This window comes from Saccharopolyspora sp. NPDC002376, from assembly GCF_053593195.1.
Map to the genome: position 1 here is coordinate 1 of NZ_JBSFBZ010000062.1, position 17,981 is coordinate 17,981.

General features: G+C 68.7%; 15 protein-coding genes. 5 read left to right on the plus strand and 10 right to left on the minus strand.

Annotated elements, in window-relative coordinates; genetic code table 11:
• The coding region (locus ACWCO2_RS30585) for a hypothetical protein (RefSeq protein ID WP_450131260.1) at nucleotides 1-213 on the plus strand (213 nt) is incomplete at its 5' end.
• A gap of 136 nt (nucleotides 214-349) precedes the next feature.
• Here ACWCO2_RS30585 and ACWCO2_RS30590 read toward each other — a convergent pair.
• From ACWCO2_RS30590 to ACWCO2_RS30605, 4 genes are all read right to left on the minus strand, one after another.
• Nucleotides 350-2,884 carry an L-tyrosine/L-tryptophan isonitrile synthase family protein gene (locus ACWCO2_RS30590; protein WP_450131292.1) on the minus strand — a complete coding sequence of 845 codons (2,535 nt, stop codon included), beginning with the start codon at nucleotides 2,882-2,884 and terminating at the stop codon, nucleotides 350-352.
• A 363-nt stretch (nucleotides 2,885-3,247) separates the two neighbouring features.
• Nucleotides 3,248-3,553, minus strand: a complete 306-nt coding sequence (locus ACWCO2_RS30595; RefSeq protein ID WP_450131261.1) for a hypothetical protein — start codon at nucleotides 3,551-3,553, stop codon at nucleotides 3,248-3,250.
• 134 nt (nucleotides 3,554-3,687) lie between these two features.
• Nucleotides 3,688-4,596 carry a phosphotransferase enzyme family protein gene (locus tag ACWCO2_RS30600; RefSeq protein ID WP_450131262.1) on the minus strand — a complete coding sequence of 303 codons (909 nt, stop codon included), beginning with the start codon at nucleotides 4,594-4,596 and terminating at the stop codon, nucleotides 3,688-3,690.
• Between the two features lie 42 nt (nucleotides 4,597-4,638).
• Nucleotides 4,639-5,946 (minus strand): helix-turn-helix domain-containing protein, encoded by a 1,308-nt coding sequence (locus tag ACWCO2_RS30605; protein ID WP_450131263.1) that lies wholly within the window; start codon nucleotides 5,944-5,946, stop codon nucleotides 4,639-4,641.
• Between the two features lie 282 nt (nucleotides 5,947-6,228).
• Here ACWCO2_RS30605 and ACWCO2_RS30610 point away from each other — a divergent pair, with 282 nt between their 5' ends.
• Together ACWCO2_RS30610 and ACWCO2_RS30615 are read left to right on the plus strand one after the other, a co-directional pair.
• A complete protein-coding gene (locus ACWCO2_RS30610; RefSeq protein ID WP_450131264.1) occupies nucleotides 6,229-6,480 on the plus strand; it encodes a hypothetical protein in 252 nt (83 codons plus the stop codon).
• A 13-nt stretch (nucleotides 6,481-6,493) separates the two neighbouring features.
• Complete coding sequence (locus tag ACWCO2_RS30615; protein ID WP_270951993.1) at nucleotides 6,494-6,832, plus strand: hypothetical protein; 339 nt, start codon at nucleotides 6,494-6,496, stop codon at nucleotides 6,830-6,832.
• Between the two features lie 590 nt (nucleotides 6,833-7,422).
• Here the strand turns inward: ACWCO2_RS30615 and ACWCO2_RS30620 are convergent.
• The gene (locus ACWCO2_RS30620; RefSeq protein WP_450131265.1) at nucleotides 7,423-10,758 is read right to left on the minus strand and encodes an L-tyrosine/L-tryptophan isonitrile synthase family protein; all 3,336 of its coding nucleotides are present in this window, start codon (nucleotides 10,756-10,758) and stop codon (nucleotides 7,423-7,425) included.
• A 526-nt stretch (nucleotides 10,759-11,284) separates the two neighbouring features.
• On the opposite strand from ACWCO2_RS30620, the gene ACWCO2_RS30625 reads away from it, so the two are divergent.
• The gene (locus ACWCO2_RS30625) at nucleotides 11,285-11,935 is read left to right on the plus strand and encodes a TetR/AcrR family transcriptional regulator (RefSeq protein WP_450131266.1); all 651 of its coding nucleotides are present in this window, start codon (nucleotides 11,285-11,287) and stop codon (nucleotides 11,933-11,935) included.
• A 185-nt stretch (nucleotides 11,936-12,120) separates the two neighbouring features.
• On the opposite strand, the gene ACWCO2_RS30630 is transcribed toward ACWCO2_RS30625, so the two are convergent.
• Nucleotides 12,121-13,296, minus strand: a complete 1,176-nt coding sequence (locus ACWCO2_RS30630; RefSeq protein ID WP_450131267.1) for an amino acid deaminase/aldolase — start codon at nucleotides 13,294-13,296, stop codon at nucleotides 12,121-12,123.
• A gap of 85 nt (nucleotides 13,297-13,381) precedes the next feature.
• Here ACWCO2_RS30630 and ACWCO2_RS30635 point away from each other — a divergent pair, with 85 nt between their 5' ends.
• Nucleotides 13,382-14,686, plus strand: coding sequence for a D-arabinono-1,4-lactone oxidase (locus ACWCO2_RS30635; RefSeq protein WP_450131268.1), 1,305 nt, complete (start codon nucleotides 13,382-13,384; stop codon nucleotides 14,684-14,686).
• A 71-nt stretch (nucleotides 14,687-14,757) separates the two neighbouring features.
• On the opposite strand, the gene ACWCO2_RS30640 is transcribed toward ACWCO2_RS30635, so the two are convergent.
• The 4 genes from ACWCO2_RS30640 to ACWCO2_RS30655 form a co-directional block, all read right to left on the minus strand.
• Nucleotides 14,758-15,414, minus strand: a complete 657-nt coding sequence (locus ACWCO2_RS30640; protein ID WP_450131269.1) for an SDR family oxidoreductase — start codon at nucleotides 15,412-15,414, stop codon at nucleotides 14,758-14,760.
• 328 nt (nucleotides 15,415-15,742) lie between these two features.
• Nucleotides 15,743-16,375 (minus strand): hypothetical protein, encoded by a 633-nt coding sequence (locus ACWCO2_RS30645; protein ID WP_450131293.1) that lies wholly within the window; start codon nucleotides 16,373-16,375, stop codon nucleotides 15,743-15,745.
• 276 nt (nucleotides 16,376-16,651) lie between these two features.
• Complete coding sequence (locus ACWCO2_RS30650; RefSeq protein WP_450131270.1) at nucleotides 16,652-17,440, minus strand: IclR family transcriptional regulator; 789 nt, start codon at nucleotides 17,438-17,440, stop codon at nucleotides 16,652-16,654.
• A 101-nt stretch (nucleotides 17,441-17,541) separates the two neighbouring features.
• Entirely contained in the window at nucleotides 17,542-17,976 is a 435-nt protein-coding gene (locus ACWCO2_RS30655) for an HD domain-containing protein (protein ID WP_450131271.1), read from the minus strand.
• Nucleotides 17,977-17,981: the final 5 nt, after the last annotated feature.

Consider the following 17,981-nt stretch of genomic DNA (forward strand, 5'->3'; position numbering starts at 1 on the left):
TGGCTTCAGGTGACCACGCTCGTGCTCGTGAACGTGTTGATCGCGAGCTTGTTGTTCGTTCGGCCGGCGCGGGCGCAGCACGGTGGTGCTGGTGATGGGGCGTTGAGCGTGTGGCAGTTGATCGACGAGGTCGAGGCCGAGAGGCAACGGCAAGGCGAGGCCACCGGGCGGCACCACATATCCCCTGAAACCCTCGCCCGCCTCCAAACCTGACGCTCCCGCGCACGGCACAGAACACAGCGAATCCCGCACTCTCCCAACGCAGATCCAGACCGCGGGCAGACGTTCCCCTCCCTGTGCCTGCCCGCACGCGCGCCCCGCGGTCCTCCCCCGACCGCGGGGCGCTGCATTATTTGGCGCGGAGGCGGATCCTCGACATGAGGGCTTCGGTTGGGTGGCCTGAGCTGTCGAGGAGGTGGGGTGGGGTCATCAGCCAGGGTTGGCGGAAGCCGTCGCGGGTTGGGGTTCGTGGGGCGTAGAGGGGGCGGAAGCCTTGGTCTACCAGGGAGATCGCGTAGTCGACTGCTACTTCGTGGTGGGGGTTGAGGGCTGCTGTGCCGTGCCAGGGCATTACTCCTGAACCGCCTAGCGGGACGAAGCGGAGTCGGCCTGGGGTTGGGCGGATCGAGAGGCTCATGCGGACGTCGTTCTGCCAGAGGACTTCGTAGCCGAGGTCGGCGTCCACGTGCTTGTTCGCCAGGTAGGTGATCGTTTCGTGCCAGGCCGCGAGCAGCAGGTCGCGGCGGGCGTGGCGGATCTCGGCCGGGACATCGCGGGTCAGGTTGAAGGGGTCTGCGTAGATCTGCTGCGACCAGGCGAGGGGATCTCCGCCGTGGCACGGGATGTCCACCGCGTGCAGGACTGAGCAGAACAGGTCCGCGAAGCGGGGTTGGCCGGGGCGCGCCGGATCAAGGGTCGCTGCCTCGGCCAGCACCGCGCGCGGGTTGCGGCGGATGTCCAGGCCCGCGAAAGCGGATTCGTAACGCTCGCAGTGCGCTTCCAGGAGTTGCGGGCGTTGGGTTCGGTTGCCGCAGTTCGGGTGGGCGTTGGCTGCGTCGTCGAAGTCCTCGACCGCCACCAGGTCCGTCGCGCCGACCGAAGCCACCTGGCGGGCGAACTCCTCGTGGTAGTCCGCGCAGCGCTGGGGTTCGCGGAACCTGAAGTGGCTGGCGTCGGTGAGCGCCCGGACGCGGACGCCCGGCGGATGCACCTGCCGGACCGCCTCGTCCAGCTGCCGCAGCCGGACCAGCATCGCGAGTTCTGCCAGGTCAGGCAGGCCGCCGAGGGCTTTGAGCCGGGAGCCGTCCTGCTTCAGCGACGGTCCCACCACGACGAACCGGATCGGCTCGCCCACCTCGATCGAACCGCGCAGATCCCGCTCCGCCGCCGCCAGCGGGTACGCCGAACGGGACGCGCCGAACGGCTTCGCGGTGATCACCTGCCACACCGCCCGCACTGGATCGGCCTCGGACGCGATCTCCCCGCCGAGCCGTCGACCGCTGGTCACCGCGTCCGTCACCAGCGATTCGACGATCCGCGCCTGCTCCTCGACGGTCAGCTCCACACCCTGCGCCCAGACCGTGGGGCGCGTGCTCAGCTCTCCCACCCGCAACTTGCTGAGCGAAGTCACGTGCGACAGCTGCGCCTCGCCGGAATGGCCGCGGCCGAGCGGAACCGGGGTCGGCAGGGACTCGAAAGTCGCGATGCCACCAGCGGCTCCGTCCGATGTGAACAGCTGTGAACTGACCGGAACCACCAGAGCGCCGGGGAATGCGGAACCGAGCGCGGTGCGGTTGGCGGCCGAGTCGTCGAACGCGGCGAACAGCTCGTACCCGTGGAATTCGCGCAGCGCAGCCACCTTCTGCTCCGCGACGCTGCGATCCGGATCGGACGTGCACAGGTCGAGATGCCCGAGACCGCGAGCAGCCAAGAACTTCTCAGTCGCAGCCCGCACGCGGTGTCGACGACCGGTCAACCAGATGACCCGCGCACCCGCCTGCTCCAAATCCCGCACGTACCGCCGGATCCCCGGAGCGAGGTCATCGGTCTGCAGCGACTCCCCGTCCCACGCGATGCTCCGGCGGTACTCGCCGTACAGCGCATCCCGATCACGCAGGCCGTTCCGCTCCACGAAGGACGGCCAGCACGCCTGGTACAGCCCGGGCAGCACGTCGAGCCGCGCAGAATCGACGAACTCCGCGATGCCGTGCGCTTCACCAACGCGACGCAACGCCTCGCGGACCCGCTGTTCCGGTTGCAGCGCGCAGAAATCGAGGTCGATGGCGACCAGCGGACGCGGCACGCCGCTCTCCCGACGGCACCGAGCGCTGCGCTCCCGGACCAGCCGGACGACCTGACGCAGCACTTCGTCCTGACCCGCGTCCACAACGTGCACGAACCTCCGCCACGGGTGGTCACCAGCCAAGGCCAGCGCAGTTTCCGCCGACAGGTTCCGCAGTTCCTGCGCGATGACCACGTCGAAAGCATCCCGGATCCGGTACCGCTCATCACCGGTGACCAGCACCCCGGCCGACGCCAGCTCGTCCAACCGCCCGTCCAACGCAGCGATCGTCGCCGGCACCGACGAAGCGGTCGCCGGGCGAACGTCCTCGACCACGATCCGACCGGTGGCCGACGACTCCGCGCCGAGTTCCACGCCGATCTCGCCCACCGGCAGGAAACCCCTGGCCAGCAACCCACGAAAGGTGATCAGCAACGGGCGGACCACGAACTCGGCGAGGTGGTCCCGCGCCGTCCAGCCCTCCGGTGGGTCGGCGATGAGCCGCTTCAGGTCCAGCACGTCACCGGCGAAGTCGCCGCCCACCAGATCCCCCAGGCTGATCTCGTCCTGCGGAGCAGTCGCGCAGTAGGACCGAAACAGCACGTCGGTCAACCCGGGGATTTCGTCCGGACGGCACAAAACCATCTCCCATCAAGGTTTTTCCGGCCGCCGACGAGCGAATGCGCCGGAGCCCGAAGAGAAATCGACTGCGGTGAAACAAGGTCGAGAGAGGACGCGGTTAGATCACCACGCCCGAACACGTGGCGTAGTTGACCGGTCGGACCGGCTCATCCGCAGGGCGGAATCAGCTCCGCCGTGCGAAAACCAGGCCTGACCGGGGAGAACGAGCAGTTCGGCCCGACCGAACCCGTCGGCACCGGTCGTCGAATCTGCAGCGAAAGCGGTTGCTCGGCAGCTGGATTCAGCCGCACGTCAGCGATGACGCGCCGGTCGCCGAGCGGTCATTCACCGTCGGTGAGTTGCACCGACCCCGAGACCACCGGGTTCCTCCAGTCGGAGCAGCGCGGCGCGACTGCGCCGTTCGAGCTCGCGACAGGTGATCCACCCTTTGGCGTAGTGCCGGTGGTTCTGGGCGAGCAGCACCAGTTCGGCGAGGTGGTCGGCTTGGCGCCGGCGGAGATCGGGCGGCAGCAGCGGCAGCGACGCGACCTGGGAGTCCACGACGTCATCGAGCACCTGCGCGGAGCGCAACGCGCGCGTCCGGTGCCAGTGTGGGAAGACCTTCCCCAGCATGAACTCCGCGACCATCATCGACAGCCCATCCAGTAGCAACGCCCTGACGGATCAGTTACCCAGTATGGTTTACCCCTTCGGGTCAGTGTCGTCACCAAGAATCACCAAACAAGCGCGGCGATCGGATTCAAGATCGCCCATTTGGGTGCACGTCAGCTGTACGGAGCCCATTGCGCAGCCAGATCCCCGTCGCGCATCGTGCGCAACCGCCGGTGCAGCTGCTCGCGCAGTCCCGGATTGCTGCGCACGATCGGCAGCACCCCGGTCGTGATCTTCAGTTCACGCAGCTCCCGCAGCACCGGGAAGCCTTCCCACTCCGTGATGTCGAAGCCGTACGCAGCGGCCAAGTCCTCGTACCACGACGGCGGGTGCCCCATCCGCAGACGACCGACCGCCAACGGCGTCAGGTCCCACTCCGGCGGGCCGATGCACAACGAGTCCAGGTCGCACAGCAGCGGACCGTCCGGCCCACCGACCACGTTGCCCAGGTGCGCATCCGCGTGGATCACGCACTGCGGCAACGGGAACCGCAGCTCGGCCAAACGCACTTCGACGTGGTCGCAGCGCTGCTCGAGGAAGTACCGGTCGCCCGGGTCGATGTCCACGGCATCGGTCAGCCGACGCCGGATGTCGGCCATCGGCTGCCAGTCGCGAAAGGTCGGGGACAGCGGTTTGGAGTGCATCAACCGCAGCAGTTCGCCGAGGTCAGCCCCGTCGGGCACCGGTCCCAACTCCGGCACGTACTGCCAGAGCGTCGCCAGGTGCTCCCCCACCTGGACCGGCTGCTCGAAACCGGGCAGCAACCGCACCGCGGGAATCCCGTGCACGGCCAGCCAGCGCGCGGCCTCCACTGCGTTGAAAGCTCGGTAACCGAACGACGGGGACAGCACCACGCGGACGATGACGGGATCGTCGCGGAGCAGGAAAACCCCGTTGTTGATGAATCGGATCAGCCGCGCACCCCGCGGATCCAGTCCGACGGAAGCGCAGATCTCGGCCAGCGCCAAGCCCAGCTCGAGCGGGACTTCCTGGCCCTCTACCTGGTATGTCTGCATGCTCATCGTTCTCAACGACGCACCGGTCCGATCGAACCAGCAGCCGGCTCACGCCTGCCGGAACTTCCGGACCTCGTCGAACAGATCGCGGGCATCGGAGTTCGCGCGGTGCTTGGCGGCTTCCAGCTCCAGGGGCTTGAGCCGGTCGGAGACGCGGGCGGACTTGACCCGCTCACCGTGCTGCAGCGCGCGGCGCCCGACCTTGATGCCCTCCTGAACGTCACCGGCCCGGAAGTGGTTGGTGGCCTGCAGGCTGAGCCCGAAGACGTGCGTGCGCTGCATGTCCGCGCCGTAGGCCTCGTTGCACTTGATGGTCTCGCCGACGGCGATCGGCGCGTGCTTCTTCGGGTCGAACACGGCCAGCGCGTCGTGCGCGGAACCGATCATGCCGTGCAGGTCGTTCTCGCCGAAGAACCGCACCCAGTCCGGCGCCTCGCTGGACTGCGCCCGCGCGAACTCGTCCTTCGTGCGGCCCACCATCTTCTGCACCTGGTCGGGCTTGTTGAGCATGCCGTAGGCCCAGGCTTCGTTCGCGCACAGCACCGCGACGGTCAACGCCGAACCGGATTCCTGCGCGGCGATCTGGCCGAGCTGGAACAGCTTCAACGCCTCGTTGGGCTCCTGGTGGTGCAGGTAAACCCGACCCATCCGGTACAGCACGCTGGCCAGCAACCCGTGGTCATCGGCCTGCTTCGCGAACTCCAGCGCCTTGCCGAAGTGCCCACGCGCCGGGTCGAGCAACCCCACGTCGAACGACGTCCACCCGGCCAGGCTGTGCATGTCGGCCAGCGCCACGAACAACTGCTTGCGCACGATGTCGGTGGAGGCCGAGTCGAGCAGCTGCTGCGCCCAGGACAGCTGGGCCACCACGGCGTCCCGGCAGGTGCCGCCGCCGTAGCGGTAGTCGAGATCGCGCAGGGCCTTGGTGGCGGCCTGGATCTGCTGCACGTCGGTCATGCCGATCCTGGACGGCGCCGGCGTCTGGGCGTTCGCCGGAAGCCAACCGCTGGCCTCCCCGAACACCGCCGCACCCATGGTCACCTGGGCGGCGTGGGACAAGAACTTCCGCCGCTTCACCGATTCGTCCTCCTCAGCTTCGAGGGCGTTGGCCGCACTAGCGACCCGCATCGCGGTCGCCCCGTCGTAGGCGAGGCCCATGAAGCCCCGCGGGATACCCAGCCCGTCGGCGATCCTGGCCAGCACGTCGTAAGCCATGACCTGCCGGCCCTTGAGAATCTCGGACACCTCGGATTGCGACTGGCCCGTCGAGGCCGCGATCTGGCGCTGCGAGACACCGCGTCGACGCAGTAGCTTGTAGATCTCGCTGATGTCCCGCCGGGCCAGGGCATCCCGCATCTCCCGATCGTTCCAAACGTCGGGTGTAACGGGAGAGCCGCTAGAACCGATGATGTTCATTTAGACCCCCTGACGCTCTGCACGGGCGTTGGTCGCAGAGTAAGGGCACTGCGGCAACCCGGAGAAGTCCGTTTCGGTAGAGGTGATCGGTTGCGCTGAAGTCCGCCGACCGCTCGTCGTCGCCATTGGGCCGGTCACCGCCCAACGACTAGGCGAACCCGGCCGACTGGGCCCAATGTAGTCATCAGCAAGCAACCGAGTACGGACGGGACGGCAACCACGGTGGACGGACAGGCGCAGGAATCCCGGATCGGCCGAGCGGCCGAATCCGCTCCGGCACCGGCCGAACGCCGTCGTTGGTGGCAGGTGGACTGTCGCGATGTGACCAACACGCATCGCAACCTGGCCGTACTGGTCAACCGGGATGAGGTTGAGCTCGTCGGACCACCTGGCCACGCAGCGGTGCTCAGCACCGTGGGCGTGCGCCAGTTGTCAACAGCGTTGCGGGATGCCGCGATGCAGGCGAGAAAGTGACGGTGACCTTTCAGTGGACGAGATTCTGGGGCAGGTGCTGCGCAACGCAGTCCGCGAACGGCTCGACATGTTGAGCGAGCTCGCGGACCGCGCCGACGCCACCTCCCTGCTCTCCGTAGCGCGTTCCGAACTCCCCCGACTCACTGAGGGATGGCGGACGCTCCTCACCGCTCACGAAGCCGATGAGAAGGGCAACTGCCCGGAGTGCTCGAGCCGTTGGCGCCCGCAGAAAGCACCGTGCTCGGTGTGGCGCTCGGCTTATGAGCACCTGGTGGCAGGCGCTTTGTCTCCCCGTCCCGCACGGCACCAGCGACCGGCGCACGCTCTGCGCCCGGTGGCGCCGGTGCCGTAAAGCCGGCGGACTCGGTCCCGGACGCAGTACCCCCTCCCCGACCCGGGACCACTGAGAAACCGCCTGGTGGCGGTCGATGCGCGACTGGTCGCGTATCCCCGACCTCGACCATCGAGCATCGGCCGCCACCGATAAAAACTCCACAAAGCTTCCGCGGGCTGGTGCTGACGCACTCCCCTCCCCGACCGGTACTGGTCCGCGGAGTCCAACTGCCGCGGTACCCGTTTCCCCGGACGGCTCCGAGGCGAGGATGGAAAGGCCCTGGCGCTCGATTCCCCGACCGAGCCCAGGGCTCTTTCCTTTTCTTCGTGGGTTCCAGGCTCATTTTGCGTAGCGGTGCCAGTAGCGGAACCTCAGACGCCGCCTGGACTGCGGGAGCCCGTTTTTATGTATGCCAATACACGGCAAACGGGCTGACCTCGCCAAGAGCCCAAGGCGGGCGGGCACAGTCTGAGAACCCGCGGCGGTGCAAGCGTCGAGGGTGGGCTATGCGCCTGACGGCGCATGCGACTCTTCCCGTCCAATACCAGCCAAGCTTCGCAGTGCGGTGTACCACCGAAAGCGGCTTCGCCGATTGCACGGCGGGCTGGTTACTTGCGGCGGAGTCCGGCCTTTGCCGTGAAGTGGTCGTCCAGGTGGAGGCCTGGTTGGGGGGATGCGCCGCGGGGCGTTGGGACGTGGGGGCGTTCCGCCGGAGTCGTGCGGTCGGCCGGGACCATCGCCCAGGGTTGGCGGGGGCCCAACAGCGGCGAGTAGACCGGGACGAATCCCTGGTCCAGCAAGGAGATCGCGAAGTCCACCGCCACGTGGCCGCGCGGGTCCAGGACTCCGGTGCCCTGCCACGGCAGCAGTCCTGAGCCGCCGAGGTAGGTGAAGCCGAGGCAGCCCTTGCGCACCGCGCTGAGGGTCAGGCGGACCCGGTTCGGGAACATCCGCTCGTAGCCGAACTCCTCGTCCACCTGCATCGTCGCCATGTAGCGGATGACGGTGTGCCACGCCCGGCGCAGCACCGCGCAACGCGCTTGGCGCACTTCGGCGGACACGGTCTGGTCGCCGAGGTTGTAGACGTCGGCGTAGATCGCGGTCGACCACTCCAGCCGGTCGACGCCGGTCGGCACCGAGACCGGGACCGAGTACACCATCGACATCAGGATTTCCCGGAACAGCCCGATGACGTGCGGCGCGAAGTCGTCGGCGCCGGCGGTCCACCGGTGCACCCGCTCCAGCGTCCGCAGCGGGTTGTCGGTGATGTCGAACTCGCGCAGCGATTCGCCGAGCAACCGCCGGTACTTCGCGATCCGCTCCGCGCGCTGCGCCGGTAGCCCGGGGCCGAGACGCTGCTCCGCGACCACGTCGATGTCCTCGACGACGGTGCGGTCGCCGATGCCGACCAGGTCCACGTACTCGCGCAGTTTGCGCTGGTAAGCATCGGTGATCGCGGCCGGGCGGCTCCGGAAGTGCCGACCGTCGGTGAGGATGTTGAAGTGCAGGCCGGGCGGGTGCACCGCGCTGATCGCCCGCTGCATCTCGCGCAGCCGGGCCATCGCGCCGAGCTCGGCCAGGTCGGGCAGCGGGCCACCCGCCTTGAGCCGGTTCAGGCACTGCTTGACCGGGAATCCGAGCAGCACCACCTCGATCGGCTCGCCGCGCCGCACCAGCGGCTCAACGTCCGCGCGCAGGTCGGCGAGCTGGTAGTTCGACCGGGATCCCTTGAAGAACTGCTTGCGGGTCAGCACGTGGTGCACCGCACCGAGCACCTGCTCGCAGTCCGCAGACCCCGGCTGGTCGAGCCCGAACTTCGCCGCTGCGCCGCGCCCGGTGCGCGTCGCCGCACGGTCGACGTCGGCGAGCATCGAGTTCACGATGTCCTGGGTTTCCTGCGCGGTGAGGTGCACGGCCCAGCGCTGCGCCAAGCGGTTCTTGCGCAGCGCGCCGATCTGCAGCTCTTCCAGGGAATGCGTGTTGGACAGGCGCGGGCCGATGCGCTCGTCGGGGCGCGGGCGGGTTTCGAAGGTGGCGATCACCTCGTCCTGGTGCACCCGGCGTTCGGCGGCGAATCCGGGGATCTCCACCGCGATCGACCGCACACCACCGAATTTCGCAATGATCTTCGCCCGATCGGCCTTCGTGTCGTCGAAGACCGCGACCACGTCGACGTCGCCGAGCTCGCGCAGCTTCGGGTCGCAGCTCGCGTCATCACCGAGGCAGAGCAAGGTGACCTCAGCGATCCCGGCCGCGGCCAGGACTTCTTCGGTCTGCTCGCGGAACCGCTCCTTGCGCCGGGTGTAGAACACCACGCGGCCACCGGCGTCCTGCACGTCCCACACGAACCGGGCCAGACCTGCGTTGACGCTGTCGGTCCGCAGCCGCTCGCGCGGACGCGCCATGAACGCGCGGACGAAATCGGCTCGCACCGCGGCCCAATCCACCGCCGGGTAGCGCTCGCCCAATCCGCTCTGCGCGACGAAGTCGTCCCAGGTCTCCGGGGCATGCGTTGGCAGGACCGGGAGAGTCCCCGCGCTGGCGAGTTCGAGGATGCCCTCCGATGCGCCAGGTCTCGGGCCGGAAGTCGCGCGGGCGGCGTCGAGGATCCGTTGCAGCGGAACGAGTCCGCACAGATCGATGTCGATGGCGACCGCGGGTTTCGCGACCTCGGGGTTCCACCGGCGCCGCCGGGTGCGCTGCTGGACCTCGTCGAGCACCGATCGCAGCACCGCGTCCTGCGCTTCCGGCACGGTGTGGGCGTAGCACTGCAGCGGTTGCTCGCCGGAGAGCAGCTCGGCGGTGCTCGGGTCGAGGTAGCGAAGTTCCTCGGCGATCACCCGGTCCACCGCGTGCCGGATCTGCCCGGACCGGCGACCGCCGTCGAGCTCGGAGAAACCGGTGCTGAGCCGGTCGAGCGTGCCGACCAGCGCGCGGACCCCGGTGGCGACCTCGGCGCGGCTCGGCTCCCAGCTCACCCGCTCCTGGTTGGTGATCACGATCCGGCCGGTGGCCTGCAGTTCCGGGGAGAGCTCGACGGCCAGCCCAGTCTCGTCCAGCGCGAACAGCCCGATTCCGTGGACGTCGAGCGCCACCCGGAACGTGCGCAGCAGCGGGCGGACGAAGTGCTCCAGGAAGTACTTGAGCTCGTCCTCCCGCCATTCGAATCGGTTGTCCAGCACCACGCGCAGCAGTTCCGGCGTTCCCTCGGCGCCCTGCCGCAGCAGCGCGGACAGCGGTACGGCGATGGTGCCGCCGGGGTGGGACGGGTGCGCGGGCTCGGGCTCGGCCAAGCGGAGCAACGCCGCGGTGTCCGTGTCGGTGTCGACCACGGCACCGTGAACCGGTTGGGTCGCGCAGTGCATGCGCAGGTTCGAGTCTTCCTCCACGACCGCCGAAAACAGTTCCCAGCAGCGGAGTTGCCGTTGCGCGCGCTCGCGGGAGGCGACCGGCCGAAGCTGCACGGTGCGCGCCCGGCTGGCGACGCTGATCTGCTCGCCGGGCAGCGGAACAGTGAGGTCAGGTTCGGTCACCGCGGTCAGCAGGTTCGCGGCCAGCTCGGCGTCGGCACCCGGCAGCAGCTCGATCCGGTCCACCGGAACCTTGGTGCGGTGTCCGGGATCAGGTGCGGCAACCAGAGAACGGGTCAACCGCTGGAGCCAGCTCGCGTCGAAGACCTCGCGGGTGCGGCGCAATCGGACCAGCGCGCGGTACAGATCAGCCCAATCCGGTTCACCGCCGAGGGGAACTCCGCTGCCGATGCCGGTGAGCCGCAGCTGGCCGGACGAGGCGCGCTCGACGCGCAGCCCGTAGCCGCCTTCGGTCAGCAGCGCGTTCGCCGCGAAAGGGGTCAGCGGATGCCGGAGCGCCGGTGCGTCGTCGTCCTCGGCCGCGCTCGCCCGGTCCGGTCGGGCGGCCAGCTCTGCGGTCAACCGCGCGGTCACGGTGCTGCGGTGCGCGTCGCGCGCGGGGCAGCGGAACAGGCACGGGTACCCGCGACAGGGGCGCCGCCGGACAGCGCACTCCCCCAGATCGGTGTCCACCGGGAAAGCACAGCACGTCGAACGACGGGAGGACGAGAGACAGCCGCGCAGTGACCCACGATGACCTTTCTGTCACGGCGAATGACGACCCGATCACCCTAGATAGTGACCGCGCGCGCTGACAACATGACTCAATGCATACCTAGTTCGTGTAACGCGGAGGATCTCCAGGTCAGCTGCTTGGTCGTTACCGGGGCAACGACCAAGCAACCCAATTGGTCAAGTCGTCGCACCGGGAATCACCCGTTCGATTGATACCGTCTTCGGCATGTCCGGAGCGCACTACTGCCCACCGGCCGGGAAACTTGAGACAACACCGACATCGGGGGTCATCCCTCGGAAATCGCCGGTGAACCAGGCCGCCGGGTCGAACTCGGCACCTCTCCCAGGGCTTCCCTGAAGGGGAATCACGGTCGTGGTCGGCAAGATGGTCAGTGCACATGATCAAGGAGTAGCCTTGCCTGCCGAAGTCGCCCCACTGCGCCGCAAGCCGGTACAGCAGCGCAGTGCACAACGCGTGGAGAAGATGCTCGCCGCCTGCGCTGAGCTGATCGACGAGGTGGGCTACGACGGGTTAACGACCACGCTCATCGCCGAACGGGCCGGGGTCGCGGTCGGTTCGCTCTACCAGTTCTTCCCGGACAAGCGCGCGGTCGTGCAGGAGCTGACGCTGCGCAACCTGGACCGCTTCGTGCGCACCGTGTCGGCACGGTTCGACCAGCTGGAGCTGGCGCACTGGTGGGACGCGGTGGACGCGATCTTCGACATCTACCTGACCATGCACCGCGAGGCCCCGGCGTTCAGCCGGCTGCACTTCGGCGACGTGGTCGACCTGCATCTGCTGGACCCGGGCAAGGACAACAACGCCGTCATCGCGGAGAAGCTGATCGGGTTGATCGCCGAGGAGTTCGATCTCGATCCGCAGGAGCTCCTGCTTCCGCTGACGGTCGCGGTGGAGGCCGCCGACGCCGTGCTGCGCATGGCGTTCCGGCGCGACCCGGCGGGCGACCCGACGCTGGTCTCCGAGGCCAAGGAGATGCTCCGCGGCTACCTGTCCAACCGGATCCCGGGGGGTTAAATCCTGTCGGCGCATGCCGTCCGCGCTTGTGGAAGCGGCGGGCCGCTTGGACCACCTACGCAGGGCAACCACCGGCGGGTTCTGAGCGGTTTCCTGGCGAGGACGGCCCCTCCGCCGTGTAGTGGACAGGGGCCTCTCAGGTTCCGCCAAGAGACCACGCAAGCAACGCAACCGCCAACAGGCTTTCAGCCGAAGGACCTGCCCTCACCGCGGTAGGTCGGCACCGTGGTCAGCCGCTGGCCGTCGACCAGGTGGTAGTGGGTGAACCGCTCGGCGAGCTCACCGGCCTTGGCGTGCCGGAACCACACCCGGTCGCCGAGCCGGAGCCGGTCCGCGGCTGACCCGACGACGGGCGTCTGCACCTCTCCAGCGCCCTCCGTCGAGGTCAGCTTCAGGCCGCGCGGTCGGCTCGGCACCGGGATCCGGTCCGCACCGGGCGGGCCGGAGGCCGGGTAGCCGCCGCCGAACAGGGTCGCGATGCGCGGTGCGGGCCGGTGCACGACCGGCAGCGCGTACTGCACCGCGGGTCGCGGCTGGAAGGAGCGGTAGGCGTCGAAGAGCGTGGGGCCGATCAGCCCGGAACCGGCGGCAACTTCGGTGACCACCGGTTCCGCGGAAGTGCGCTCGAGGCTCCCGGTCCCACCGCCGTTGACGAATTCCAGCGGTGCCAACGCGCGCACAGCCCGCACCACCGCACTGCGGCGCTCGGCGAGTTCGGCGGCGGACCGTCGCTGGAGCCAGCGCACTGCGGCGCCGCGCAGCGGATGTCCGGCCGGGGCATCGCCGACTCCGGCGATCTGACCTTCGTAAACCATCACGCCGACCAGCTGAAAACCCTTGCGGCGCACGATGTGTCTCGCAGCCTGACTTGCTTGGTCGGCGGTGTGCACCGGGGAGCGGCGGGTGCCGATGTGCAGTCCGGGCAGCGGACGCCAGGAGGCGTCGACCTCCAGGCAAAGCCGGATGTCCGGGCGGGTGGAACCCACTGCGGCGTCGATGAAGTCCAGGTGCTCGGGCGAATCCACCACGAGCGTGATCGCTTCGGCAGCAGCCGGATCGGCAGTGAGCTCCCGCAATGCGCCGCGATCCACGGTCGGATAGGCGACCAGGATGTCGTCGCTGACCCCTTCTCGTTGCAGCCAAAGGGCTTCGGCGAGGCTATAGCTCATCAGCCCGGCGAACCCGGGCTTTCGCAGCACGCGGCCGAGCAACTCGCGGCAGCGCACCGACTTCGTGGCCACGCGGATCGGCCGTCCGGCCGCTCGCCGCACCAGATCTGCGGCGTTGTGGTCGAACGCGTCGAGGTCGACCACCGCGAACGGCGGGTCGAGCTCGCTGGTGATCTCGTCTAACCGGGACACGCCGACAACCGTAAGCCGAAAGGTCTTGTTATGTGAATCTCTCTCACATAATTTCTCGGGCCATGCACCCGAAGGAGGGTTGGGCATGCAGCGTTGGACCAATTGGGCCCGCACCGCAACCGGAACGCCGAGCAACGTCCTCGCGCCGCGCGACACCGCTGAAGCAGCGGCTGCGATCCGCGATGCGGCGAAGGACGGCCGAACCGTCCGCCCGCTGGGCACCGGGCACTCGTTCTCCAGCATCGGCTCACCGGACACCGGCTGGGCGCTGGACCTCTCGCTCTGGACCGGAATCCTGCAGGCGGAACCGGACACCGGGCTGGTCACCGTCCGCGCCGGCACACCGCTGCACCAGCTGAACGCCGAGCTCGACGGCCTCGGCCTGGCGATGGCCAACCTCGGCGACATCGACCAGCAGACGATCTCCGGCGCCATCTCCACCGGCACCCACGGCACCGGCGCCGGGCTCGGCGGACTCGCCACCCAGGTCGAAGCGCTCGAACTGCTGCTCGCCGACGGCACCGAACGGCGTTGCTCCGCAACGGAAAACGCGGAGCTGTTCGCCGCCGCGCGGGTCGGACTCGGCGCCCTCGGCGTGATCACCTCGGTGACGCTGCGGTGCGTACCGGCGTTCACCCTCGCCGCGGAGGAACGTCCGGCGCCGCTGGACGACGTGCTGGAACGCTTCGACCAGCTGGCCGCCGACAACGACCACGTCGAGTTCTACTGGTTCCCGCACAGCTCGAACACGCTGGTCAAGCGGAACAACCGGCAGGACGGACCGGCGAAACCGCTGCCCCCGTTCCGGCACTTCCTGGAGTACGAGCTGCTGGAGAACCAGCTGTTCGGCGCGGTCTGCAAGCTCGGCCGCGCGGTGCCTTCGCTGGTGCGGCCGCTCAACCGGATCTGCGCCTCGACCTGGTCCGCCCGCTCCTACAGCGACCAGTCCCACCGCGTCTTCACCACGACGCGCAGCGTCCGGTTCGTGGAATCCGAGTACGCCATCCCGCAGGAGTCTTTGCAGGACGTGCTGCGCGAGATGCAGTCCACCGCACGCGGTCTGGACGATCCGGTGATGTTCCCGGTCGAGGTGCGCGTCGCGGCGCCCGACGACATCTGGCTGTCCACCGCCTACCAGCGGCCGACCGCCTACATCGCGATCCACCAGTTCCAGGGCATGCCGCGCGACCAGTGGTTCAACGCCTTCGAGTCGATCGTCGGCGCAGCGGGCGGTCGACCGCACTGGGGCAAGATGCACCAGCTCGACGCCGCCGCGCTGCGCGCGCGCTACCCGCGCTTCGACGACTTCCGCCGGCTGCGCTCCGAGCTGGACCCCACCGGCGTCTTCCGCAACGACTACCTGGACCGAGTCCTCGGGCCCTGTGGATAACTCGGCCACTTATCCACAGGCAGATCGCGAGTTCGGTGGAAATCAGATGTCCGATTTCCACCGAACTCGCATCAGCCCAGGGCCTGGCGGAGGGCCTCGGGGATCGGAGTCGGGCCGTTGACCACCGCCAGTTCCCGCTCGACGGAGGCGGGTTCGTCCAGCAGTGCGATGAGCACCGCCGCGACGTCGGCCCGCGTCACCTCGGCGCGGGCGACCTCGGCACCCAGCGTCACCCGGCCGGTCGGCGGATCGTCGGTCAACCGGCCCGGACGCAGGATCGTCCAGTCCAGCGGACGAGCGCGCAGATCCGCCTCTGCCGCCCGCTTGGCGTCCAGGTACGCGCCGAAGACCGGGTCCACGTCGGACGGATTCGGCTCCGTCGTGCCCATCGCGCTGACCTGCAAGAACCGGCGAACTCCGGCCTCCTGGCAGGCATCGGCCAGCAGCGCCGACGCTGCTCGGTCGACGGTGTCCTTGCGCTCCGCGCCGCTGCCCGGACCTGCGCCGGCGGCGAACACCGCGGCGTCCACACCGGACAGCGAACCGGCCAGGTCGACCGGGTCGACGTGCTCGAGATCGGCCACCACCGGCTCCACCCCGTCGGCCCGCAGGTCGGCGGCGTGGTCCGGGTTGCGGATCAACCCGAGCACCGAATCACCGCGCTCGACCAGGCCGCGGCTCAGGTGTCGAGCGATCTTCCCGTGGGCTCCGGCAATCACGATTCGCATGCCGTCCAACGTAGGCCACCCCACCACATCTGTACCGATTCAACACAGCCTGTGGACAACTGGCCACAGGCTGTGGACAACTCGTCCGAGCTGTGGAGCGGACGGCCTGTTCACCTCATCTAGCGACGCGAACAGGCCGTTCGCTCCACCCGAACAGTGGCGGGTGAAGAATGCGCAGTTCCAGCCGGAATGGTTCGGCGCGGGCGGCTGGAACTGCGTCCCCAGGGGTTAGCTCCTGTTTTGTTCTTTGTCTTTGAAGCGGCGCAGCCGCTTAGCCCACCCACGACACTGGCACCGCCACGCGAACCAGCCGCAGGAAGACCGATTCTCAGCTCCGGGAGGGCGCCGGGGCTTCGGTGGCCAGGAGCTGCTCGTAGATGACCTCGTTCACCCAGCGCGAGACGGCGGTGTGCTCCACGGGCGGGGCGTCGGCCAAGCAGCGACCTTCCAGCTCGACCTGGACGTCGTCGCCGTCCGCGCTGAGCACCGCGATGCCGAACTGGCGGGCCCGGATCAGGCAGGTCTCGGCGAAGTCCGGGGCGACCGCGACGTTGCGCGGCACCACGATCGCCGCACTGGCGAACCGGGAGAACGGCACTGCGGCGGTCAACGCGCTGCGCCAGTGCCGAGCCGGGGCGAGCACCCCGGAGATCTCCGCGGCCGGCGGGGGCACCCGGCCGTCCATCTCGGGCCACACCCAGGTGGCGATCTCGGCGCGGTCCAGCACCGGTCCGCTGCCGAAGCAGAGCCGTTCGGCGTGCGCATCGGGGACCAGTTCGGCCGTCGCGATGATCTGCCGCCCGTAGAGCTTCGCCGGCGGCAGCACGCTGCCCGCCCATCCGAGGATGTCCACCGCTCGCTGGGCGAGCCGGCCCATGGAAGCGACCGGTCCGAGCGGGGACCGAAGTTGCGTCGTCGAGCAGGCTCGGACCTCGTCCTCGGTCCAGGCACGTCCCGGCATTCCGGTCACGGCGTTCCGCCTCCCTCATGAACTGCGCTTGCGGTTCCCGGCCACCGACGACGTGGCCACTGCACGACTAAAACAGCTCGAGGCGGGTTCTGCGCTGATCAATCGGGGTCGCTGCGACCGGCGGCGGACATCGGTCGGTGACTGGTCGATGAATGACATCTGGACTTCAGCCCAGCGATGCGGCCATTCAGGTGATGGCGGTACGACGCCCGCCATGATCGACTGCTGCAGCAGCCCGCAATGCACCGAATCATTGCAGGTCGCACGCTATCTGGACAGCAGATCGAGCTCGGTTCGTTCCATCTCCACCAGTCGCTGCCGGATCCCCTCCGCGGCGGGCAGGAGGGATTTGACGAGCTTGCCGACGTCGGCCCGAACGCTGTGCGCCACCACGCCGAGCGCAGCGACGACCGCTCCGCTCGCGTCCTGCACCGGCACGGCGACCGAGCAGTTCCCGAGCGTCATCTCCTCGTTGGCCTGCGCGAATCCCCGGTTGCGCACGCTCTGCAGTTCGCGCCCCAACCGGCCGGGTTCGGTGATGGTGTAGGCGGTGTAGCGGGTCAAACCGCGCTCGCAGCACTCGTGGACCACGGTGGTCGGCGCGTGTGCGAGCAGCACCTTGCCGACTCCCGTCGAGTGCAACGGCAACCGCCCACCGCTGCGCGAGATGATCGGCACCGCGCGAGGCGTCGTGAGCTTCTCGACGTAGACGACTTCCATCCCGGCACGCACCGCGAGGTGGACGTTGTCATGGGTGTTCTGGCACAGCTCCTGCATGTGCGGCAGGGCGATCTCGCGGAGTCGGCTGTTCACCGGCGCAAGCAGCCCGATCTCCCACAACCGCAGGCCGATCGAGTACCGGCCGTCGCCGTCGCGCTGCAACGCGCCCCAGATCTCGAGCTCGCGGACCAGCCGGTGGGCGGTGGCCAGCGGAATCTCCGCCCGCCGCGAGATGTCGGTCAGGGTCAGCCGGACGTTGTCGACGTCGAAGGCGGTGAGCACGCTGAGCGCCCGCGCCGTGACCGATCTACCGGGATCCCGACTGTTGCCCGCCATCTCGCCTCCCGTGGAGCGGATATCGGACGCCGGGCCGCTCCGATGTCACCCGCTGGCCCCAAGCCCAGCACAGTCGATCGTTTTCGCCAAGCCCGCGACGATCATCCGATTCCGAGGAGTGCCCGCATCCGCGCGTACTTCCGCTCGAGCCGCTCCCTGGTCTCGGCATCCAGAACGGCCAACCGCCCCGGATCGGAGTTGTGCGCCAGATCAGCTTCCTTGACCAGAACAGCCCCAGGCGTCGCCAAGATCCGCGCGGCGTACTCGGCCGGATCTTCACCAGCCCGCTTGGTCACGGCGAGCACGATCTCCTTGGTCTCAGCCGGAAGCGCGGCCTCCCGCAGCCATTCCTCGGTCACCGCCCCGTCCTCGACGGAGTCGTGCAACCAGGCCGCAGCGATCTGAGCATCGCTGCCACCTCGCTCCCGAACCCCAGCAGCTACGGCGGAGAGGTGCTCGACATAAGGCCGCCCAGCCTTGTCGACCTGCCCCCGATGAACCCGAGCAGCGAACTCGGCAACCTCGTCCAACTCCACGCCCA